The organism is uncultured Sphingomonas sp., from assembly GCF_964250165.1.
Classification (GTDB): domain Bacteria; phylum Pseudomonadota; class Alphaproteobacteria; order Sphingomonadales; family Sphingomonadaceae; genus Sphingomonas.
On record NZ_CAXUEK010000055.1, the window covers coordinates 1 to 17,789 of the forward strand.

Consider the following 17,789-nt stretch of genomic DNA (forward strand, 5'->3'; position numbering starts at 1 on the left):
CGCTGCAATCGCACTGCAGAGGTCAGGGGTTCGATTCCCCTCGGCTCCACCACCGCGCAGGCGCCAGACGGGCTAGCCAGCTAGCGCGCAGAGCGCCAAGCGCGGCCGGCCTCGGCCCGCCGAGGACCGACGACGCGGGATCAACTCCCGCGTCGCGACCGTCCAGCTCAACTCACCGCCCCGCCGCCGTCCGCTGCTGCGCCGCCACCTTGGCCTTGTGCTTGTAGTAGTAATGCCCTGCCGCACACCCGGCCATCGCGCCGGCGATGGCATGGTGGTGCGCGTAATGGCCCGCCACGCCGCCCGCGACCGCACCGCGGATACAGCCCTTGGCGAGCACGGGCGCCGGCGCCGCGAGCGCGGCGGCCGCGATGACGAGAGTGGCGCTGTTCCTGAACATGATGATCCTCCTTGATCGAGCTTGCTGAACCGGCGGAACGGCGGCGGTGTTCCCTGCCGCAGGCGGTGGCGACCGGCGCCCGCCGGGCGCATAGAGGCTTGATGCCCGATCCGTTGCCCTCCGCGATCCCCGCCGCCACGCTGGTGATCTTCCGCGACGCCGCCGGCGGCGGCGCGCCCGAGCTGCTGCTGGTCGAACGCGCCAAGGCGATGGCGTTCGCGGGCGGGGCGCTGGTATTTCCCGGCGGGCGCGTCGATCCGGGCGACCGGACGCTCGCCGAGACGCTGGGCGGCGATGCGGACGAGACCGCCCACCGGATCGCCGCGGTGCGCGAGACGATCGAGGAAGTGGGGCTGCCGATCGGGATCGCGCGCCCCCCGACACCGGCCGCGCTCGCCACCCTGCGCGCGGCGCTGCACGGCGGCGCGGCGTTCGGCGAGGCGCTCGCGGCGGACGGGACCGCGCTGGCGCTCGACGGCCTCGTTCCTTTCGCGCGCTGGCGGCCGGCGCACCCCGACATGCGCATCTTCGACACCCGCTTCTATCTCGCCCCGCTGCCCGCGGGTGCGCCGGACGCGACCGTCGACCGGACGGAGAACACCCGCCTGACCTGGGCGACCGCCGCGCAGGTGCTGGGCGACGCCGATGCGGGCCGCGCCACCATCATCTATCCCACCCGCCGCAACCTGGAGCGCCTCGCGCTGTTCGGCAGCTTCGCCGAGGCCGCCGCCCACGCCCGCGCCTATCCGGTGCGGACGATCACCCCCGTGACCGAGGAGCGCGACGGCCGCCCGCATCTCTGCATCCCCGACGACCTGGGCTACCCCATCACCGCCGAGCCGATGCGCAACGCGATGCGCGGCTGAGGCGCGACAAGGAGCCGCAGGGTGAGGCGTTTCGCCGCGTTCGCGGTGCTTGCGGTGGTGGCCGCGCTGGTCGTGCTGGCGCTCGGCCACCGCTCGCTCGCGCCGCTCGATCTCGGCGATCCGGCCGGCGTCGCGACCGGGGCGAAGCTGGCGGCGCTGGCGGACGACTTCCCGCGCTGCCGCGCGCTGCTCGACCGCGCCGGCGTGCGCTACATGGCGCTGCCGCCGCGCCATGACGGGCCGAGCTGCGGCTACGCCGACGCCGTGCGCTTCGCGCCGGGCGGATCGCGGCGCATCGCGTTCGCGCCCGCCAATCTCGGCATCGCCTGCCCGGTCGCCGCCGCGCTGGCGATGTGGGAGTGGGACGTGGTGCAGCCCGCCGCCCTGCGCCGCTTCGGCGTGGCGGTAGTCGCGATCGACCATTTCGGCAGCTACAATTGTCGCCGCATCTCGCACCGCGACGTCGGCGCATGGAGCGAGCACGCGACCGCGGATGCGGTCGACGTCGCCGGCTTCCGCTTCGCCGACGGCCGCCGCGTGACGGTGGCGCGCGACTGGCAGCCCCGCGGCCCGGCGGCGGAGTTCCTGCATGACGTGCGCGACGGCGCCTGCCCGCTATTCGCGACGGTGCTGTCGCCCGACTACAATGCCGCGCACCACGATCACCTGCACCTCGATCAGGCGCGCCGCGGCGGCTGGGGCTGGCGCGCGTGCCGGTGACACGGGTCGGGGGGTTGCGGCTGACGCGACGTCAGCCTGTAGAACCCGATTCGTCATGGACACGCTCGACATCGCCGAGGTCGCCCGCCGGACCGGGCTGACCGTGCGCGCGCTGCGCTTCTACGAGGCGCGCGGGCTGGTCGCACCGCTGCGCGCGGCGAGCGGGCGGCGCTTCTACGGCGCGGGCGAGCTGGCCCGGCTGCACGCGGTGGTGGCGCTCAAGCGCGCGGGCTTCTCGCTCGCCGAGATCGCGGCGATGCTGCGCGAGCGCCGGCCCGATCTCGGCCGGCTCGTCGCCGCGCGGCTGGCGGAGGTTGAGCGCCGCGCCGCCGAGCTCGCCGCCACGCGCACGCTGCTCGGCCAGGTTCAGTCCCGCCTCGATCGCGGCGATCCGATCGACGTCGCGACCTTGTGCTCGCTTATTCAGGCAGGAGACCGGACGATGGAACAGGAGAATTGGGCTGCGGTCACCGACCGCTATCTGTCGGAAGGGGGCAAGCGCGATTTCGCGGCGTCGGCCTATCCGGCCGATTTCGACCAGGCTGCCCATGCGGCGAAGTGGGCGGATCTGGCGGCGCGGATCGAAGCCGCACTGCCGCTGGACCCGACCGGCGACCGCGCGCGCGCGTTCCGGCGCGAATGGTTCGAGCTGCTCGGGCCGTTCACCGCCATCGCGACGCCGGCCATGAAACAGGATGTCGGGCGGCTCTACGACCATGTCGACGAGTGGCAGGGCGAGCAGACGCCGCCCTTCTCCGCCAGGGTCTGGGCGTTCATCCAGTCGGTGCCGGCGTAATCCGAACTGCGTCATGCCGGCCTTGCGCCGGCATGACGGAGGATCAGTTGGGCAGCGCCGCGCCGGTGTCGACCTTCTCGACCCAGTAAGGAAAGAACGCCGGCTTGCGGTTCGACCAGCCGGACGCGGTGGCGGCGGCTTCGCTGATCGACTGGAGCAATTTACGGCGCAGCTCCGGATGCAGGTGCGGCAGCGCCGCGGCCGCGCAGAAGGCGGACGGCAGCCACGGGCGCACCTCCGCGCCGATCAGCCGCTCGTAGAGGAAGCGGACGGCGGAGAAGCTGGTCAGTCGCCCCTGCCCCAGGTCGAACGCGGTGACGGTGACGAGCGGCGCCAGCAGCGGCTCCAGCTCCTCCAGTCCGCTGTCGTCGGGGATGCGCTCGCGCAGCTCGGGCAGGATCGCGTAGACCCGGGCCTGGGCGCGGATGCTCGCCGCCTCGACCACGTCGCGCGACCAACGGACCATCGCGTCCTCGCGATCGAGCCCGATGTCGAGGCTGCGCCGGATGTAGCGCTGCGTCGCCGACGCGAAGCCGGCGAACTCCTTCATCTCGGCCAGCGTCATCACGCCTTCGGCCTGCTTGCTCCTGGAACCCATCGCCACCACCCCGCCGTTCGAGACGCTTCACCATAGGCCGGAGCGGTTAACGTGGCCGTTAACGCTGCCGGCAGCCGGCGTTCACATGCGACCAGCAAAACTGGTGCGCCGCAACACGGTTTGCGGTGAACGGAGCGTGCGAACATGAAATGCCGCTATTGTGCGGCTTTGACGCAACAATCGTGCAGGAGCACTGTCGAACCAGCGAAAGCGGGCGCCGGGCAATGGCGGCGCGCCCTTCGTCAGCGCTCGTCCTGGAGCTTGCGCTCCGCCTCTTCGTCGAAACCGGACGACGGCGCCGGATCACCGCTGCTGGTCGATAGCGTCGTCGAGGGCGGGTCGCTGGCGTCCATGCTCTCGTCGAGTGCATTGTCGAGCTGCGCCTGCTTGTTCTCGGGATCGCGCTCCAGCCGGCGCTGGATCGAGGGGTCCTGACCTGCATCCTGGCGCGGATCGCGTTCCTGGTTGCCCGTATTCGGCGCGCCGCCCTCGTGCGACTCCGCCGCGGGGGCGACCGACAGGGTATCGAGCGGACGATCGGTGTCGGACATGCTGGCCTCCATCATTCCATGGGAAAACGACCGCGCCGCCCCGGCGTTCCTCCCCCACACGAGAAGGGGCCCGGCGGTCGCCCGCCGAGCCCCGTTCGTCGCAAGGCCGAAGCCTCAGCTGCGCTGCGCGCCGAACAGCCGCAGGATGAACAGGAACATGTTGATGAAGTCGAGGTAGAGCGACAGCGCCGCCATCACCACGACGCGGTCGACCTGATCGGTGCCGGCGACATATTCGTACATCGCCTTTGTCCGCTGCGTGTCATAGGCGGTCAGCCCCGCGAAGATCAGCACGCCCACGATGCTGACCATCAGGTTCAGCGCCGGGACAAAGATCGCGATGACGCTGGCGACCAACAGGCCGATCAGTCCGACCGTCAGGAACGCGCCGAACGCGGACAGGTCGCGCTTCGTGGTGTAGCCGACCAGGCTCAGCCCGGCGAAACCCGCCGCCGCGGCGAAGAACGCGCCGGCAACCGAGGTGCCGGTATAGGCCAGGAACACGGTGGAAAGCGACAGGCCCATCAGCACCGCAAACGCCCAGAACAGCGCCTTCAGCGTGCCAGTCTGCATCCGCTGCTGGCCGAAGCTCATCGCGAAGACGATGCCGAGCGGCGCGATCGTCACGATCCAGCCCAGCGCGTTGGGCTTGCCGGTGACCGGATCGAACAGCGTCGCCACCGCGCCGCTGAACGCGAAGGCCAGCGCGACGATGCCGGTGAGCAGCACGCCCGACGTCATGTAGTTGTAGACGGACAGCATGTAGGACCGAAGACCCGCGTCGTACGCGTCCGAGCGCGTCGCCGCCGCGCCGACCCGGAAGGGCGTCGCGCTCGACCGGGGATCTGACCAGTTGGCCATGGTGAAGCACACTCCAAACGTCGACGGATCGCCGACTCTTGCGGATATCGGCGGAGTGCGGGGTGTTTTCAAGCGAAACCGGACGGGTATGAAGGAGCGATGTCGCTCCGCCTGTTCGTCGCGCTCCGGCCGCCGGTCGCGATCCGCGAGCGGCTGCTCGCGCTGATGGGCGGCATCGCTGCCGCGCGCTGGCAGGACGACGAGCAGCTGCACCTGACGCTGCGTTTCGTGGGCGAGGTCGACGAGCGCACGGCCGAGGACCTCGCCGCCGCGCTCGCGCAGGTCCATGCGCCCGCGCCGTGCGTGGCGCTGGCGGGCGTCGGGCGGTTCGGCGACGCGCGCCGCACCGCGGCACTGTGGGCGGGCGTCGCCCCGCACGACGGGCTGGCGGGGCTGCATCGCAAGGTAGACCGGGCGTGCGTGCGTGCGGGGCTTCCGCCGGAGCGCCGCGCCTATCTGCCGCACGTCACGCTCGCGCGGCTGCCGCGCAGCGCCGGCGCAGACCCGGCGATCGACCGCTGGCTGGCCGACGCGGGCGGGCTCGCGAGCGCGCCGTTCGACATGACCTGGCTGATCCTATACGAAAGTCGCCTAGGTCGCGATGGCGCGCGCTACGAGCCGCTCGCCCGCTGGCCGCTGGAGCCGATCTGAAGGAGCCGTTTCGAGATGCGCCTGACGCCCTTCCTTCCCTTGCTGGCTGTTCCCCTGCTGGCCCTGACCGCCTGCCTTGAAGGCGGCCCGCGCACCGGCACGCCGCTGCCCCACGGGCGGGTGGCGACGGCCGCCCTCGTCACCGCCGCCGGCCTGCCCGCCGGTCGGGCGCGGGTGACGGAGGTGGCCGGCGGGCTGCGCGTCACGATTGACGCGCGCGGCCTCGCCCCGGGCCAACATGGCGCGCACCTGCATACCGTCGGCCGCTGCAACCCACCGGACTTCGCGAGCGCGGGCGGGCACTGGAACCCGGCCGGCGCCAGGCACGGCAGCATGAACCCGCAAGGGCCCCATGCGGGCGACCTGCCCAACCTCGTCATCGGCCCGGACGGGCGCGGCGCGCTCGGCGTGACGCTGGCGGGGGCAACGATGGACGGGCTGCTCGACGCCGACGGGGCGGCGCTGGTGATCCACGCCGCCGGCGACGACCTGATGACCGATCCGTCGGGCAACAGCGGCGCGCGGATCGCGTGCGGGGTGCTGGCGGCGGACTAGCGTCCGGCTACCGGCCGACGCCGTCATCCCCGCGCAGGCGGGGATCCATTGTCGCTGAACTCCGAGACAACTCGAACGCAACGCTGATGGGGATGACGGAGGAGAGCGTGGTGGGCAGACCCTAGATGACCTCGCCCGCCGCCCGCGCGCGCGCCTCGCGGGTGCGCTCGGCGGCGGGCACCAGGCGATAGGCCGCGATCGCCGCGGCGAGGGTGATGGGCATGCTGAGCAGCAGCGACAGCATGCCCGTGGTCAGGCTCCCCGACAGCGTCGAGACCCGCCCGGCCAGATACGGCCCGAGCGCCAGCCCGAGCAGCGTCGTGCCGATGAAGAAGGTCGCGGTCGCCGTCCCCCGCATCCGCGGCAGCACCAGGTCCTGCGTCGTCGCGGCGGCCGCCCCCAGCGCCATGCTCGCGGTCAGCTGCGCGAAAAAGATGCCGATGTAGAAGGGGAGCGGCGTCGCCGCGGTGAACGCCAGCACCAGGAACGGCACCGGCACGACCGCGCCCGAGATCACCACCAGCACCCGCCCGCCGGGGTTTCGCCGCCGCAGCCGGTCCGCCAGCACGCCGCCCAGCGTCACGCCCAGAAAGCCCGACAGCGCGCCCGCGCTGCCGATGATGAACCCGGCCTGCGCCGGCGAGACGCCCAGCACGCGCAGCGCGTAGGGGGCCGCCCAGAAGCTCGCGGCATAGCTGAGGAACGCGTTCAGGCCATAGGCGACGACCGTGCACAGGAAGGCGGGCGTGCCGACGATCAGCGCGAAGGTTGGCCGGTCGCGCGTCCGCAGCGCCGCCGCCCACGACCAGACGGCATAGACGCCGATGCCGATCGCGATCCATTGCGGCTTCGGCTCGCCCGCGCGGATCAGCGCGGCGACGATCGCCACGACCAGCGCCAGCGAGGCGACGTTAGAGGCGAACGGCCCGGCGCCGCGCCGCGCGGCGCTGAACAGCGTCAGCGGCGGCAGGATGGTGGCGAGCTCGCGCGCGAACGCCGTGAACGGCCGCGGGTTCGGCTCGGTCACGATGCCTTCGGACAGCCCGCGCACCGGCTCGCGCAGCGTCGCGATCCACACCGCGACCAGCAGCCCCGGCAGCCCGACCGCGAGGAACGCCACCTGCCAGCCGTGCAGGTGCCACGGTCCGCCGTCCGGATGCGCGCGGTTCCAGCCCTGGACGATGAGGCCGCCGATCAGCAGCGACACGCCGCCGCCGACATACAGCCCGGCGGAGTAGATCGCGAGCGCGGTCGCGCGCAGCGGCTTCGGGAACCAGTCGGAAATGAGCGAATAGGCGGCCGGGCTCGCCGTCGCCTCGCCGATGCCGACGCCGATGCGCGCGCCCGCGAGCTGGCCGAAGCCGCGCGACAGACCCGACAGGCCCGTCATCGTGGACCACAAGGCGAGCCCCACCGTCATCAGCCGCACCCGCTTCCAATTGTCCGCCAGCCGCCCGATCGGAATGCCGAACAGTGAATAGAAGACGCCGAACGCGGTGCCGTAGAGGAAGCCCAGATCCTCGTCCTTGAGGTGCAGGTCGCGCTTGATGTCCTCGGCGAGGATCGAGATCACCTGCCGGTCGACGAAGTTCAGGACATAGACCAGGAACAGGATCGCCAGGACGTACCAGGCATAACCGGAGGCCCGCGCCTCGCGCGGCGGAACGGTGCTGGCCATGATCCCTCCCCTTTCGGAGAGGGTTAGCAGGGCCACCCGCGTGCGTCACCTGGCCTCAAGCGGGATGACCAACCGTCAGCGCGCGCCGGGCACTCGCCGTTCGGCGCCGGCCTCCAGGCGCCGGAGCAGCGCTTCGATCGAGGGCGGTTCGCTCGGCGCGGGTCGGAGCGGCGGCGGCGCGGGCGCAAGCGCGAAGGTCCGCATCCGCTCGCCGGGCGCGAGCGGCGGGACGGCGCGGGGGGCCGCGCGCGGCGCGACGGGGATCGCGGCCGGATCGAGCGCGGCAAGCGGCGTGTCGAGGTCCGCGGGGAGGAGCCGGTCGAACGGCCCGGCGATCGGCACGGGCAGGGTCGGCACGGCCAGGTTCGCGCGGCCGAGCGACGCGGGAACGTCGGCCAGCTCGGCGGCGCTGAGCGGCCGGCGCGGCGGCGCATCGGGGTGCGCGTCAGCGCGGCGGACAGTGGGTGCGCCGTTCTCGCGCGCGCCGAACACGCCGCCCGTCCCGAACAGCAGGTAGAGCACGGCCCAGGCGATCGCCGCGGCGAGCAGCCCGCCTCCCAGCGCCAGCACGCCGCGCGCGGTGACGCCGAGCGGCGGCGCGGCGGCGGGCACCAGCGCCGCGATGCCGCTCGCCTCGACGCACCGGGCCAGCAGCGTCGCCGGCAACGCCACGCAGGCGAGCGCGACGAACGCCGCCGCCGCGGCCGCACCGGCCATCGGCAGCACGCGCGTCACGATCGGGCGAGGAAGGGCGACCATGGGAACTCCGTGCGCGCGGCCGCGACCAGCCGCTGGTAAACGGGCTCGTAACGCGCGATGTTTGACGACCAGTTACGCTCCCGGCGCACCCACGCCCGCGCCCGCGCGCGCCGCGCCTCCCACTCGCTGCGATCCGCGAGCAAGGCCGCCAGCGCGCAGGCCAGCGCCGGCGGATCGTCGGGTGGGAACAGGGTGCCGGTGTCCCCGTCCCTGATCAGCTCGCGGTGGCCGCCCACATCGGACGCGGCGACCAGCCGGCCCTGCGCCATCGCCTCGAGCGGCTTCAACGGCGTCACCAGCTCGGTCAGCCGCATCCGCTTCCTCGGATAGGCGAGCAGGTCGACCAGCCCGTAATAGCGCTCCACCTCCGCGTGCGGCACCCGCCCGACGAAGCGGATGTGCGCGGCCGCCGGGGACGCCGCCGCCAGCGCGCGCAGCTCGGCCTCCTGCGGGCCGCCGCCGACCAGCAGCAGCGCCGCGCGCGGCCGCGCCGCGACCAGCGCCGGCAGCGCCGCGATCAGGTCGTCGAGCCCCTCATACGGATAGAAGCTGCCGATGAAGCCGATCACCTCCGCGTCGGCGAGGCCGAGCGCGTCCGCCAGGCCCGTGTCGCGCGGCGGCGGCGTCCCGAACAGCTGGAGGTCGACGCCGTTGGGCGAGACCAGCAGCTTCGCCGCCGGCACCCCGCGCGCGATCAGGTCGTCGCGCAGCCCGTCGCAGATCACCGCGACGGCGTCCGCGCGCGCGATCGCCCAGGCCTCCAGCGCGCGCGTCGCCCGGTAGCGCGGTGAGCCCGGGCGGCCCGTGCCGTTGCCGACCGCGGCGTCCTCCCAGAAGGCACGGATCTCGTAGACGAGCGGCAGCCGCCGGCGGCGCGCGACCGGCCAGGCCGCGAGCGCGCCCAGCGCCGGCGAATGTGCGTGGATCACGTCCGGTCGGAACGCGTCGACCGCCCGCGCCACCCCGCGCGCGAAGGCGATCAGCCCCGCCGCCTCGCCGAACGCCCCGCCGCCCCGCCGCGCCGGCGCGCGATGGAAGGTGAGGCCATCGACCGCCTCGACCCCGTCGCCCATCCCCTGCCGCGGTCCCGTCACGCCCGCGACCTGGTAGCCGCGGGCGAGCTGTGCCTTCAGGATCGCGCGGGTGCGGAAGGTATAGCCGCTCTGCAGCGGCAGCGAGTGGTCGAGGACGTGGAGCACGCGCATCGCCTCGGACGTGCCACGCGGCCGCTTAAGGCGACGTCAACGTCCGCCGCGCGGCTGCGCTCAGCGTAGTCCCGGAACGGTCGGATTTGACCGCGACGGCGTCGTCGCTATGCTCGGTCGGCAACGGGGACGGCGGCGCATGGCGATCGGGACGGCTTGGCGCAGGTGGTGGGCGGCCGCGCTGGCGCTGTGCGGCGCGCTGGCGCTCGCCGGCTGCGCTGCCGTGGTACTGGTCCCCGCCTATGACGAGCAGATCGACAGCGGTCTGACCAGCCTCTACGCCGACACCAGCATCTTCGTGGATCGGACGATCGCCGCGCACGGCACGCCGGCGGGCGCCTATGACCAGAATGTCGGCTTCTACGACGGCGCGGACGGCCGGGTGGAGGCGCTGATCGTCCGCGCGGAGGCGCATCGCGTGCTGAAGGACTGCCCCAGCACAAAGGTCGCCACCGCCGCGCTGGCCGCGGCGCGGCTGCCCGCGGACGTGCGCGGACAGATCGGCGTGCTGCCGGCGGACGACTGTCAGGTCGTGCTGCTGCGGCTGATCAAGGGCGGCTTTGCGGACATGCGCCGCTTCCATCAGGCGCAGGGCGCGCTCGGCATCCCGCCGTCGGCACGCGGGCCGCTGCTGGACGGCGGCGTCGGCGCGCTGCTGCGGGCCGGCATCACCGTGGAGATCGCCAAGCGGGCGAGGTGAAGGGAGCTGACGGCATGGACCTGAACGATCTGACCGGCCGCATGGTCACCGCCGGCAAGGCGCTGACCGGCTCCATCTGGCAGGAGATGGAGAGCTACGCGATCCCCGAGCTCAAGAAGATCGCCGTGCAGATCGAGGCGATCGCCGAGCACAGCGGGGACTACACGCCCGCCGGCGCGAAGGCGCTGCTCGACATGCAAGTGAAAGCGGCGATCGGCGTGATCGTCGCCATGACCACGCTGACGATGCTCGCCGTGCAGGACGCGATCAACGTCATCCTCGCCGCGGTGCGCGATTTCGTGAACGGCGCCGTGCACCTGCCGCTGCTGTAGGCGCGGCACCGCTTAACGCCGCCGCAACCCCCGGCCCGCTATCGCCCTCGGCCATGCGGGAAGCGGGCCGGTGATCGACGATTTTGCGCTGGCGATCAGCCACGGCCTGCTGCTGCTCGCCGCCTGGCTGCTGCTGCGCCGCCCCGATCTCGACCGCGAAGAAGACGATCCGCATGACAGGCGCTGGCCGCGTGCGTGATCTCGCCTTCGTCGCCTTCCTGCTCGCGCTGATCGGCGCGGGGTTCCGCCGGCCGTTCCTGTTCGTGCTCGCCTATGTCTATATCGACATCGTCGAGCCGCAGCGGCTGACCTACTGGCTGCTCAACGCCGCGCCGGTGTCGCTGATCGCGGCGGTGCTGGCGGTGCTCGGCTGGGCGGTGGCGGACGACAAGACCGGCCTGCGCATCGCGCCCCGCCAGGTGCTGATCGTGGCGCTGCTCGCCTATTGCGGGATGACGACGCTGACCGCCGACTTTCCCGTCGAGGCCGCGGACAAATGGGACTGGGCGTGGAAGGCGCTGGCCTTCGCCGGCTTCCTGCCGTTTACCCTGCGCACGCGGCTGCGCATCGAGGCGCTGCTCCTGTTCATGACGTTGTCGGTCGCGTCGATCATCATCGTCGGCGGGATCAAGACGCTGGCGGGCGGCGGCGGCTATGGCGAGCTGAACCTGATGGTGACCGACAATACCGGCCTGCACGAGGGGAGCATCATCTCCGCGGTCGCGATCGCGGTCGTCCCGATCATCCTGTGGCTGGCGCGCTGGGGCACGATCTTCCCGCCCGACCGGCGCGTGCGGCTGTTCGCGGCGGCGCTGATCTTCGCCTGCCTGCTGATGCCGATCGGCACCTCGGCGCGCACCGGGCTGCTGTGCGTGGCCCTGCTCGCGCTGCTATGCCTGCGCGCGGTCAAGCGGCGGGCGCTCTACGTCGCCGGGCTGGCGCTCGCCGCCGCGGTCGCGGTGCCGCTGCTCCCGCAAACCTACACGCAGCGGATGGCGACGATCCGCGACCACCAGACCGACGAGTCCGCCTCGACGCGACTGGCGGTATGGGCCTGGACGCTCGACTATGTCCACGAGCATCCGCTGGGCGGCGGCTTCAACGCCTTCCTCCAGAACCGGCTGCGCTACGAGACGGTGGGCAAGGACGGCGGCGCGCCCGGCCAGGTCGTGACCGACCGCGCGCGCGCCTATCATTCCAGCTATTTCGAGATGCTGGGCGAGCAGGGCTGGCCCGGGCTGGCGATCTGGTTGGCGATCCACCTCGGCGGGCTGCTGCGGATGGAGGTGCTGCGGCGGCGCTATCGCGACGGCGAGGAGCGGTGGGCGGGCAAGCTGGCCGAGGCGTTGCAGCACGCGCACCTCATCTACCTGCTCGGCGGCGCGTTCGTCGGGATCGCGCTCAACCCGTTCGTCTACATGTTCGTCGGCGCGCAGATCGGGCTGGACACGTACCTGGCGCGGTGGCGGGAGGGCCGGACGATGCAGGGGTTCGGCGGCCTGCCGGCGGCGGCATGACCGCCCTGTTCCTCACCCGCGACGACGGATCCGATCGCGGCGAGACGGACCTCGTCGCCGCGCGCGCCGGCTTCGCGCGGCAAGGGCTGACCGGCGCGACCGCATTCGCCGTTCCCGGCTGGCGCGGGCTGCACTTTCCGTATGCCGTCGGCCGGCCGCCGATGCTGCTGGTCGACGGCGACGATCTCGCCGCGGTCGCCGGCACGCTCGCCGTCGACGGGCTGACCGGGACGCCCGCGCTGCGGCGGCTGATCGCGAGCATGGACGCCGAGGCGCCCGCCTGGCCACGCCTGTCGGGCCACTTCGCCGCGCTGGTCCGCCGGCGCGGGCGGACCTGGCTGTTCGGCGATTATCTCGGGACCTATCAGCTGTTCCACGACATCGGGCAGCGCGTCTTCTCCACCTCGCTGCTCGCGACGGTCGACTGCCTGCCGCGCGTCCGCTTCCACGTGCAGGGAGTGTACGAGTTCGCGTTCAACGTCACCGCGCTGGGCGACGACACGGTGTTCGAGGAGGTGAAGCTGCTCGGTCCCGACCGGATGATCGAGCTGACGCCGGCCGGCGCGCGGCCGATCCTTCTCGCCAAGCCGCTGCCCGAGGCGCCGGTCGCGACGCCGCTGCCGGAGCGGATCGAGCGCCACCGCGCCGTGCTCGACCGCGTGCTCGCCGCGCATCTCGACGACGAGCACGCGGTGCATTGCCCCCTGTCGGGCGGGCTCGACTCGCGGCTGCTGCTCGCCGCGATCCGCCGCACGCCCGCCGCGCCGCGCGTCTATGTCTATGGCCCGCCCGGCAGCGCCGACGTGCGCATCGCGCGGGCGATCGGCGCGGCGCAGGACTTCCCCGTCGCCTGGACCGACAAGCAGGCCGCCGCCATCGAGCCCGCGGCGTTCCCGGCGATGGTGGCGCGCAACTTCGACGCGAACGATGGGCTGCCCAATTTCGGCAACATCTTCGATAATGGCCACAACCTGCTCGCCCGCGACGCCCGGCACGAGGGCGGTTTACCCGCCGCTTCGGGCGCCGGCGGCGAGGTGTACCGCGACTTCTTCTACCTGCCCGACCGGCCGCTGAGCGCGGAGGCGGTGGCGCGGACCTTCTTCGCGCGCTTCGTCGCCGCCGACGCGACCGCGCAGTTCGATTCCGCCGCGTTCGTGGTGGCGATCCGCGACAAGATGCTGACCGCGCTGGGTCGGCCCGGCGAGCATGGCCGCCTGCCGCGCGCAGTGATCGAACAGCTCTACCCCCGCTTCCGCTGCCGCGCGCTGTTCGGGCGCGAGATCAGCCTGGAGAGCCGCCTGTCGCCCTGGCTGGTGCCGTTCCTCGACCACGCCGTCGTCGCCGAGGCCGCGACGCTGCCGGCCGCGGCGCGGCACGCCGGCGCGTTCGAGGCGGCGCTGCTCCACGCGATTGATCCGGCGCTAGCCGCGCAGCCGTCCGCCTACGGCCATTCCTTCGATCGCCCGCCGAGCCGCCGTCACCGCCTCGATGAATGGGCCACCCGCGTCCGCCCCACCTGGTTGCGCCAGCAAAGCTATGCGCTGCGCCGCCGTCGCGGGCCAGTGGGCGACGAGCATGGCGGCCTGCTCGACGCCGACCGGCTGGGCCGCGTCATCGATCTCACCTATCCGGCGATGCGCCGCTTCTTCCGGGTGGACGCGATCGGCGACCACGGCCTGCACCGGCGCGTGGCATGCCTGGAATATCTGGCCGGACGGCTGGGCCCGAAACTCGCCTGATCTCCCTCTCCCCTGCAGGGGAGAGGGACAGGCCGCGCAGCGGCCAGGGAGAGGGCCTGAGGTGCTGGCCCCGTTACACGTCGCTCCCTCACCCGACCTCGCCTGCGGCTCGGCTACCCTCTCCCCTCAGGGAGAGGGATGTCAGAACCAGTGTCGCGCCTTGGCCGTGATCCCCGGCCCCAGCCGGTTGTTGCGCACGATCACCGCCTCGCCCGTCCACGTCCCGACCAGCGCCGGCGTCCACGCCGCGCCGGGCGCGAGCCGGGCCTCGTTATCCTCCACCAACAGCCCGTCCGAGCCGTTGCGCACGCCCTCCGGCGCGACGGTGATCAGCGTCGAATGGTTCTCCTTGTCGCGCCCGACCACGAAGGCGTTGCCCGCGATCCGCCCGGTCGCGCCGTTCGACAGGTCGATCATGTAGTTGGTCGTGTGGCCGCGGCTGTCGTCGAAGCTCGAATCGAGCACGGTGATGCGGGGCGACCGGCTCTTCAGATAATGCCCGCCCGTGCCACGCTCGAAGCGGCAGGCGATGACGCTCACCGCGCCGTAGCGGCCGATATACATGGAGTGCGCGCCATTGCCGGTCGGGTCCTTGCCGAGGCCGGCGAAGGTCGAATGGTCGACGCTGATGCGGCCCGCCGGATCGTCGGCCGACAGGATGCCGCTCTGGCTGTCGAGGAACATCGCGTTGCGGACGTCGAGGTCGCCCTTCTCGATGCGGATGCCGGCACCGTTGCCGTCGCCGACCTCCAGGTGCGCGAACACGATCCCGTCCACCCGCGCCCCGCGGCCGCGCAGCACCAGCGCCGCCTTCCCCTCGCAGACCGTGCGGTCGAGCACCGCCTGGCCGGGCACGGCCGCGACGTAGCTGATCCGCCCCGCCTCCTGCACCGCGCAATCGTGCCAGCGGCCGGGCGCGATGCGGATCGTACCCTGCCCTGCGCCGATCGCGCTCACCGCTTCCTGCAACCGCTCATAGGCGCGGCCGGTCTCGGCGACTGTGAACGGCTTGGCGGACCCCTGCGCCGCGGCCGGACCGGCCATCGCGAGGGAAAGGAGGACGAGGCGACGCATCGGCGGACTCCGGAGTGGCGCCCGCGCCATAGCCCGCCCGGCCCTGCCCCGCACGGTCCCGTTCCGGCGCACCCGGCACGCCCCCGGAACGAACCGGCGGCCCCGCGCATTCCCCGGCCCCATGAAGATCATCTGGTCGGATGACAGCAAGCCCGGCATCACCCGCAGGAAAGTCCGCAACGGCTGGGGCTATTGGCGCCCGGACGGCGAGCGGATCACCGACCGCGACGAGATCGAGCGGCTGAACGGCATCGGCCTGCCGCCCGCCTATCGCGACGCCTGGTTCAATCCCAGGCCCAACGGCCACATCCAGGCGGTCGGCTGGGACGAGAAGGGGCGCAAGCAGTATCGCTATCACCCCGGCTTCCGCGAACAGCAGGAAGCGGCGAAATACGAGAAGACCGCCGAGTTCGGCCGCGCGCTGCCCAGGCTCAGAAAGCAGGTCGCCGCCGATCTCGCCACCCGCGGCCTCGGCAAGAACCGCGCCGTCGCCGCCGTCGTCCGCCTGCTCGACGACAGCCACATCCGCGTTGGCAACGAGGATTACGTCAAGCAGAACAACAGCTATGGCGCGACGACGCTGCGCACCGAGCACGGCACGGTGAGGGGCGACACGCTCAAGCTCCGCTTCAAGGCGAAGTCGGGCAAGGATTGCGACATGAAGGTCACCGACCGGTCGCTCGCCCGTTTCGTCAAGGCCTGCCAGGATCTGGACGAGCAGCACCTGTTCGCCTGGGTCGACAAGGACGGCGAGGCGCATCCCGTGACATCCTCCGACGTGAACGACTACATCAAGGCCGCGACCGGCGGCGACTTCACCGCCAAGAACTTCCGCACCTGGGGCGCCAGCTTGCTCGCGTTCGAGGCGCTGGCCGGGGCGGACAAGGACCTGACGCTCAAGCAGCTGCTGGAGCCGGTGACGGCCAGGCTCAACAACACCGCCGCGATCGCGCGCAAGAGCTACGTCCACCCCGACCTGATCGATCTCGTCAAGGCCGACCAGGCGATGTTCCGCAAGGCGCTGAAGCTGCCGCGCTCGACGGGCGCGCTCAGCCGCGAGGAGCGCGGGCTGATCGCCTTCCTCGACCGCGACGTCGTTCCCGCCGCCAAACAGGAAGCGCGCGAGGCCGCCCAGGCCGCCTGATCGAGAATATGTCTTGCCCAGCATCAGCACCAGCAACACCGCCGCCGCGGCCGCCGCGGCCAAGAAGCCGATCTTCCGCTCCACCGATGTGAGTCGCCAGGCGCAGGACGTGCTGTCGGAAGGCTCCGCGTGGCTGACCACGCACTGGCTGCAGATCCTGATCGCGACGGCCATCGCCGCGGTGATCGTGGTCGCGCTCCACGCCGGCCGCCGGATCGGCGAGCGGCTGTGCGCGCGCCATCCCGCCAGCGCCGGCTGGGGCACGATCCTCGGCCGCGCGATCGTCAAGACGAACGGCTTCTTCATCGTCCTGCTCGCCGCCAAGCTGGTCGGCGATACCTTCGCCTTTGCGGCGCCGCCACCGGCGGTCGCGCATTCGATCGACTTCCTGTGGACGGTCGCCGTCACCTTCCAGGTCGCGATCTGGGCGCGCGAGCTGATCCTCGGTGCGGTCGAGCACCGCACCGCGGCCGACAGCTATCACGGCGAGGCGCTGGTCAGCGCGCTGGGGCTGATCCGCCTGCTCGTCACGGTCGCGCTGTTCGCGGTCGCGCTGGTGGTGGTGCTCGACAATCTCGGCGTCAACGTGACCGGGCTGGTGGCGGGGCTCGGGGTCGGCGGCATCGCCATCGGCTTGGCGGCGCAGGGCATCTTCGCCGACCTGTTCGCGGCGCTCGCGATCATCTTCGACCGCCCGTTCCGCACCGGCGACAGCATCACCTACGACAGGACGACGGGCACGGTGGAGTCGATCGGGCTCAAGTCCACCCGCATCCGCTCGGCGACGGGCGAGGAGCGGATCATTTCCAACAAGAACCTGCTCGACCGCGAGATCCAGAACATCACCCGGCGCGACTATCGGCGCATCCAGTTCACGCTGGGGCTGGTGCAGTGGACGCCGGTGGACAGGCTGGAGCGACTACCGGCGCTGCTGCAGGAGACGGTGGAGGCGTGCGGCAAGCGGTTCGTGCGCGCGGGCTTTCAGGGGTTCGGCGGGTCGAGCTATGACTTCGACCTGGAGTTCGATTCACCCGACGCGGCCTACGAGCCTTTCTTCGACGCGCGCCACCAGGTTGGGCTGGCGATCATCCGGCGGCTCAACGAGGAGAGCATCGAACTCGCCTACCCCACGCAGACGCAGGTCGCCGGGCCGGCGACGACAGGCGCATCATCTCCCTCTCCCGCTTTCGCGGGAGAGGGAGAGGCGCGGAACGCGCCAGGGTGAGGGTCTGAGCAATCTGGCGGTTTGCACGTCGTTCCCTCACCCGACCTCGCCTGCGGCTCGGCCACCCTCTTCCGCGAATGCGGGAGAGGGCTGGGCAGCATCAAATCCCGCCCTCGTCCAGGCTCAGCAGCGTCGCGTTGCCCCCGGCGCTGGTGGTGTCCACGGACACCGCGCGCTCCACCACGAAGCGGTAGAGGTAATGCGGCCCGCCCGCCTTGGGGCCGGTGCCCGACAGCCCCTCGCCGCCGAACGGTTGCGAGCCGACCACCGCGCCGATCATCGAGCGGTTGACATAGAGGTTGCCGACCGCCGCCTCCGCCTCTGCCATCTCGGCGGCGCGCGCGATGCGGCTGTGCAGGCCCATGGTGAGGCCGAAACCCTTGGCATTCACCCGCGCGATCGTCTCGGCGAGCCTGCC

At 72.1% G+C, this 17,789-nt stretch carries 21 protein-coding genes; 12 read left to right on the forward strand and 9 right to left on the reverse strand.

Annotation, left to right across the window (positions count from 1 at the left end; all coding sequences use genetic code 11):
* Nucleotides 1-172: 172 nt before the first annotated feature.
* Nucleotides 173-400, reverse strand: a complete 228-nt coding sequence (locus ACFE64_RS11250; protein WP_375392556.1) for a hypothetical protein — start codon at nucleotides 398-400, stop codon at nucleotides 173-175.
* Between the two features lie 101 nt (nucleotides 401-501).
* Between ACFE64_RS11250 and ACFE64_RS11255 the strand changes: the two genes are divergently transcribed.
* Genes ACFE64_RS11255 through ACFE64_RS11265 form a run of 3 tightly spaced genes read left to right on the forward strand, consistent with a single transcriptional unit; the run spans nucleotide 502 to nucleotide 2,782 of the window.
* The gene (locus ACFE64_RS11255; RefSeq protein ID WP_375392557.1) at nucleotides 502-1,266 is read left to right on the forward strand and encodes an NUDIX domain-containing protein; all 765 of its coding nucleotides are present in this window, start codon (nucleotides 502-504) and stop codon (nucleotides 1,264-1,266) included.
* A 21-nt stretch (nucleotides 1,267-1,287) separates the two neighbouring features.
* A complete protein-coding gene (locus tag ACFE64_RS11260) occupies nucleotides 1,288-1,986 on the forward strand; it encodes an extensin family protein (RefSeq protein WP_375392558.1) in 699 nt (232 codons plus the stop codon).
* A 55-nt stretch (nucleotides 1,987-2,041) separates the two neighbouring features.
* Entirely contained in the window at nucleotides 2,042-2,782 is a 741-nt protein-coding gene (locus ACFE64_RS11265; protein WP_375392559.1) for a MerR family transcriptional regulator, read from the forward strand.
* Nucleotides 2,783-2,825: 43 nt separating this feature from the next.
* Here ACFE64_RS11265 and ACFE64_RS11270 read toward each other — a convergent pair whose 3' ends face one another.
* The 3 genes from ACFE64_RS11270 to ACFE64_RS11280 all read right to left on the reverse strand — a co-directional run bounded on the left by ACFE64_RS11270 (nucleotide 2,826) and on the right by ACFE64_RS11280 (nucleotide 4,792).
* Nucleotides 2,826-3,380: a hypothetical protein gene (locus tag ACFE64_RS11270; RefSeq protein ID WP_375392576.1), complete on the reverse strand. Its 555-nt coding sequence runs from the start codon at nucleotides 3,378-3,380 to the stop codon at nucleotides 2,826-2,828.
* A 242-nt stretch (nucleotides 3,381-3,622) separates the two neighbouring features.
* A complete protein-coding gene (locus ACFE64_RS11275; protein ID WP_375392560.1) occupies nucleotides 3,623-3,931 on the reverse strand; it encodes a hypothetical protein in 309 nt (102 codons plus the stop codon).
* Nucleotides 3,932-4,045: 114 nt separating this feature from the next.
* Entirely contained in the window at nucleotides 4,046-4,792 is a 747-nt protein-coding gene (locus ACFE64_RS11280; protein WP_375392561.1) for a Bax inhibitor-1 family protein, read from the reverse strand.
* 99 nt (nucleotides 4,793-4,891) lie between these two features.
* On the opposite strand from ACFE64_RS11280, the gene thpR reads away from it, so the two are divergent.
* Together thpR and ACFE64_RS11290 are read left to right on the forward strand one after the other, a co-directional pair.
* Nucleotides 4,892-5,443, forward strand: a complete 552-nt coding sequence (gene thpR / locus ACFE64_RS11285) for an RNA 2',3'-cyclic phosphodiesterase (protein ID WP_375392562.1) — start codon at nucleotides 4,892-4,894, stop codon at nucleotides 5,441-5,443.
* Nucleotides 5,444-5,458: 15 nt separating this feature from the next.
* Entirely contained in the window at nucleotides 5,459-5,998 is a 540-nt protein-coding gene (locus ACFE64_RS11290) for a superoxide dismutase family protein (RefSeq protein WP_375392563.1), read from the forward strand.
* A gap of 121 nt (nucleotides 5,999-6,119) precedes the next feature.
* Here ACFE64_RS11290 and ACFE64_RS11295 read toward each other — a convergent pair whose 3' ends face one another.
* The 3 genes from ACFE64_RS11295 to ACFE64_RS11305 form a co-directional block, all read right to left on the reverse strand.
* Nucleotides 6,120-7,676 carry a spinster family MFS transporter gene (locus ACFE64_RS11295; protein ID WP_375392564.1) on the reverse strand — a complete coding sequence of 519 codons (1,557 nt, stop codon included), beginning with the start codon at nucleotides 7,674-7,676 and terminating at the stop codon, nucleotides 6,120-6,122.
* A gap of 75 nt (nucleotides 7,677-7,751) precedes the next feature.
* Nucleotides 7,752-8,435 (reverse strand): hypothetical protein, encoded by a 684-nt coding sequence (locus tag ACFE64_RS11300; protein ID WP_375392565.1) that lies wholly within the window; start codon nucleotides 8,433-8,435, stop codon nucleotides 7,752-7,754.
* Complete coding sequence (locus tag ACFE64_RS11305; RefSeq protein WP_375392566.1) at nucleotides 8,408-9,640, reverse strand: TIGR04063 family PEP-CTERM/XrtA system glycosyltransferase; 1,233 nt, start codon at nucleotides 9,638-9,640, stop codon at nucleotides 8,408-8,410. Before ACFE64_RS11305 ends, ACFE64_RS11300 begins: the two co-directional genes overlap by 28 nt.
* 139 nt (nucleotides 9,641-9,779) lie before the next feature.
* Here ACFE64_RS11305 and ACFE64_RS11310 point away from each other — a divergent pair, with 139 nt between their 5' ends.
* The 5 genes from ACFE64_RS11310 to ACFE64_RS11330 all read left to right on the forward strand — a co-directional run bounded on the left by ACFE64_RS11310 (nucleotide 9,780) and on the right by ACFE64_RS11330 (nucleotide 13,928).
* Nucleotides 9,780-10,340 carry a hypothetical protein gene (locus ACFE64_RS11310; protein ID WP_375392567.1) on the forward strand — a complete coding sequence of 187 codons (561 nt, stop codon included), beginning with the start codon at nucleotides 9,780-9,782 and terminating at the stop codon, nucleotides 10,338-10,340.
* Nucleotides 10,341-10,354: 14 nt separating this feature from the next.
* The gene (locus ACFE64_RS11315) at nucleotides 10,355-10,672 is read left to right on the forward strand and encodes a hypothetical protein (protein WP_375392568.1); all 318 of its coding nucleotides are present in this window, start codon (nucleotides 10,355-10,357) and stop codon (nucleotides 10,670-10,672) included.
* Between the two features lie 70 nt (nucleotides 10,673-10,742).
* On the forward strand, nucleotides 10,743-10,871 hold the full coding sequence (locus tag ACFE64_RS11320; RefSeq protein ID WP_375392569.1) for a hypothetical protein: 129 nt from the start codon (nucleotides 10,743-10,745) through the stop codon (nucleotides 10,869-10,871).
* Entirely contained in the window at nucleotides 10,864-12,189 is a 1,326-nt protein-coding gene (locus tag ACFE64_RS11325) for a putative O-glycosylation ligase, exosortase A system-associated (RefSeq protein WP_375392570.1), read from the forward strand. Before ACFE64_RS11320 ends, ACFE64_RS11325 begins: the two co-directional genes overlap by 8 nt.
* Nucleotides 12,186-13,928 (forward strand): hypothetical protein, encoded by a 1,743-nt coding sequence (locus ACFE64_RS11330; protein WP_375392571.1) that lies wholly within the window; start codon nucleotides 12,186-12,188, stop codon nucleotides 13,926-13,928. The genes ACFE64_RS11325 and ACFE64_RS11330 overlap by 4 nt, the downstream gene beginning before the upstream one ends.
* Before the next feature lie 141 nt (nucleotides 13,929-14,069).
* On the opposite strand, the gene ACFE64_RS11335 is transcribed toward ACFE64_RS11330, so the two are convergent.
* Nucleotides 14,070-15,002 carry a right-handed parallel beta-helix repeat-containing protein gene (locus ACFE64_RS11335; protein ID WP_375392572.1) on the reverse strand — a complete coding sequence of 311 codons (933 nt, stop codon included), beginning with the start codon at nucleotides 15,000-15,002 and terminating at the stop codon, nucleotides 14,070-14,072.
* A 121-nt stretch (nucleotides 15,003-15,123) separates the two neighbouring features.
* On the opposite strand from ACFE64_RS11335, the gene ACFE64_RS11340 reads away from it, so the two are divergent.
* The gene (locus ACFE64_RS11340; RefSeq protein WP_375392573.1) at nucleotides 15,124-16,146 is read left to right on the forward strand and encodes a DNA topoisomerase IB; all 1,023 of its coding nucleotides are present in this window, start codon (nucleotides 15,124-15,126) and stop codon (nucleotides 16,144-16,146) included.
* Nucleotides 16,147-16,159: 13 nt separating this feature from the next.
* The gene (locus ACFE64_RS11345; RefSeq protein ID WP_375392574.1) at nucleotides 16,160-17,371 is read left to right on the forward strand and encodes a mechanosensitive ion channel family protein; all 1,212 of its coding nucleotides are present in this window, start codon (nucleotides 16,160-16,162) and stop codon (nucleotides 17,369-17,371) included.
* A gap of 100 nt (nucleotides 17,372-17,471) precedes the next feature.
* Here the strand turns inward: ACFE64_RS11345 and ACFE64_RS11350 are convergent.
* A partial coding sequence (locus ACFE64_RS11350; RefSeq protein ID WP_375392575.1) for an aldehyde dehydrogenase family protein occupies nucleotides 17,472-17,789 on the reverse strand: 318 nt, incomplete at its 5' end.

Coding starts and splice junctions, on each gene's coding strand:
- ACFE64_RS11250 (WP_375392556.1), bottom strand. CDS start 400: ATGTTCAGGAACAGCGCCACTCTCGTCATCGCGGCCGCCGCGCTCGCG.
- ACFE64_RS11255 (WP_375392557.1), top strand. CDS start 502: ATGCCCGATCCGTTGCCCTCCGCGATCCCCGCCGCCACGCTGGTGATC.
- ACFE64_RS11265 (WP_375392559.1), top strand. CDS start 2,042: ATGGACACGCTCGACATCGCCGAGGTCGCCCGCCGGACCGGGCTGACC.
- ACFE64_RS11270 (WP_375392576.1), bottom strand. CDS start 3,380: ATGGGTTCCAGGAGCAAGCAGGCCGAAGGCGTGATGACGCTGGCCGAG.
- ACFE64_RS11275 (WP_375392560.1), bottom strand. CDS start 3,931: ATGTCCGACACCGATCGTCCGCTCGATACCCTGTCGGTCGCCCCCGCG.
- ACFE64_RS11280 (WP_375392561.1), bottom strand. CDS start 4,792: ATGGCCAACTGGTCAGATCCCCGGTCGAGCGCGACGCCCTTCCGGGTC.
- thpR (WP_375392562.1), top strand. CDS start 4,892: ATGTCGCTCCGCCTGTTCGTCGCGCTCCGGCCGCCGGTCGCGATCCGC.
- ACFE64_RS11290 (WP_375392563.1), top strand. CDS start 5,459: ATGCGCCTGACGCCCTTCCTTCCCTTGCTGGCTGTTCCCCTGCTGGCC.
- ACFE64_RS11295 (WP_375392564.1), bottom strand. CDS start 7,676: ATGGCCAGCACCGTTCCGCCGCGCGAGGCGCGGGCCTCCGGTTATGCC.
- ACFE64_RS11300 (WP_375392565.1), bottom strand. CDS start 8,435: ATGGTCGCCCTTCCTCGCCCGATCGTGACGCGCGTGCTGCCGATGGCC.
- ACFE64_RS11305 (WP_375392566.1), bottom strand. CDS start 9,640: ATGCGCGTGCTCCACGTCCTCGACCACTCGCTGCCGCTGCAGAGCGGC.
- ACFE64_RS11310 (WP_375392567.1), top strand. CDS start 9,780: ATGGCGATCGGGACGGCTTGGCGCAGGTGGTGGGCGGCCGCGCTGGCG.
- ACFE64_RS11315 (WP_375392568.1), top strand. CDS start 10,355: ATGGACCTGAACGATCTGACCGGCCGCATGGTCACCGCCGGCAAGGCG.
- ACFE64_RS11330 (WP_375392571.1), top strand. CDS start 12,186: ATGACCGCCCTGTTCCTCACCCGCGACGACGGATCCGATCGCGGCGAG.
- ACFE64_RS11335 (WP_375392572.1), bottom strand. CDS start 15,002: ATGCGTCGCCTCGTCCTCCTTTCCCTCGCGATGGCCGGTCCGGCCGCG.
- ACFE64_RS11340 (WP_375392573.1), top strand. CDS start 15,124: ATGAAGATCATCTGGTCGGATGACAGCAAGCCCGGCATCACCCGCAGG.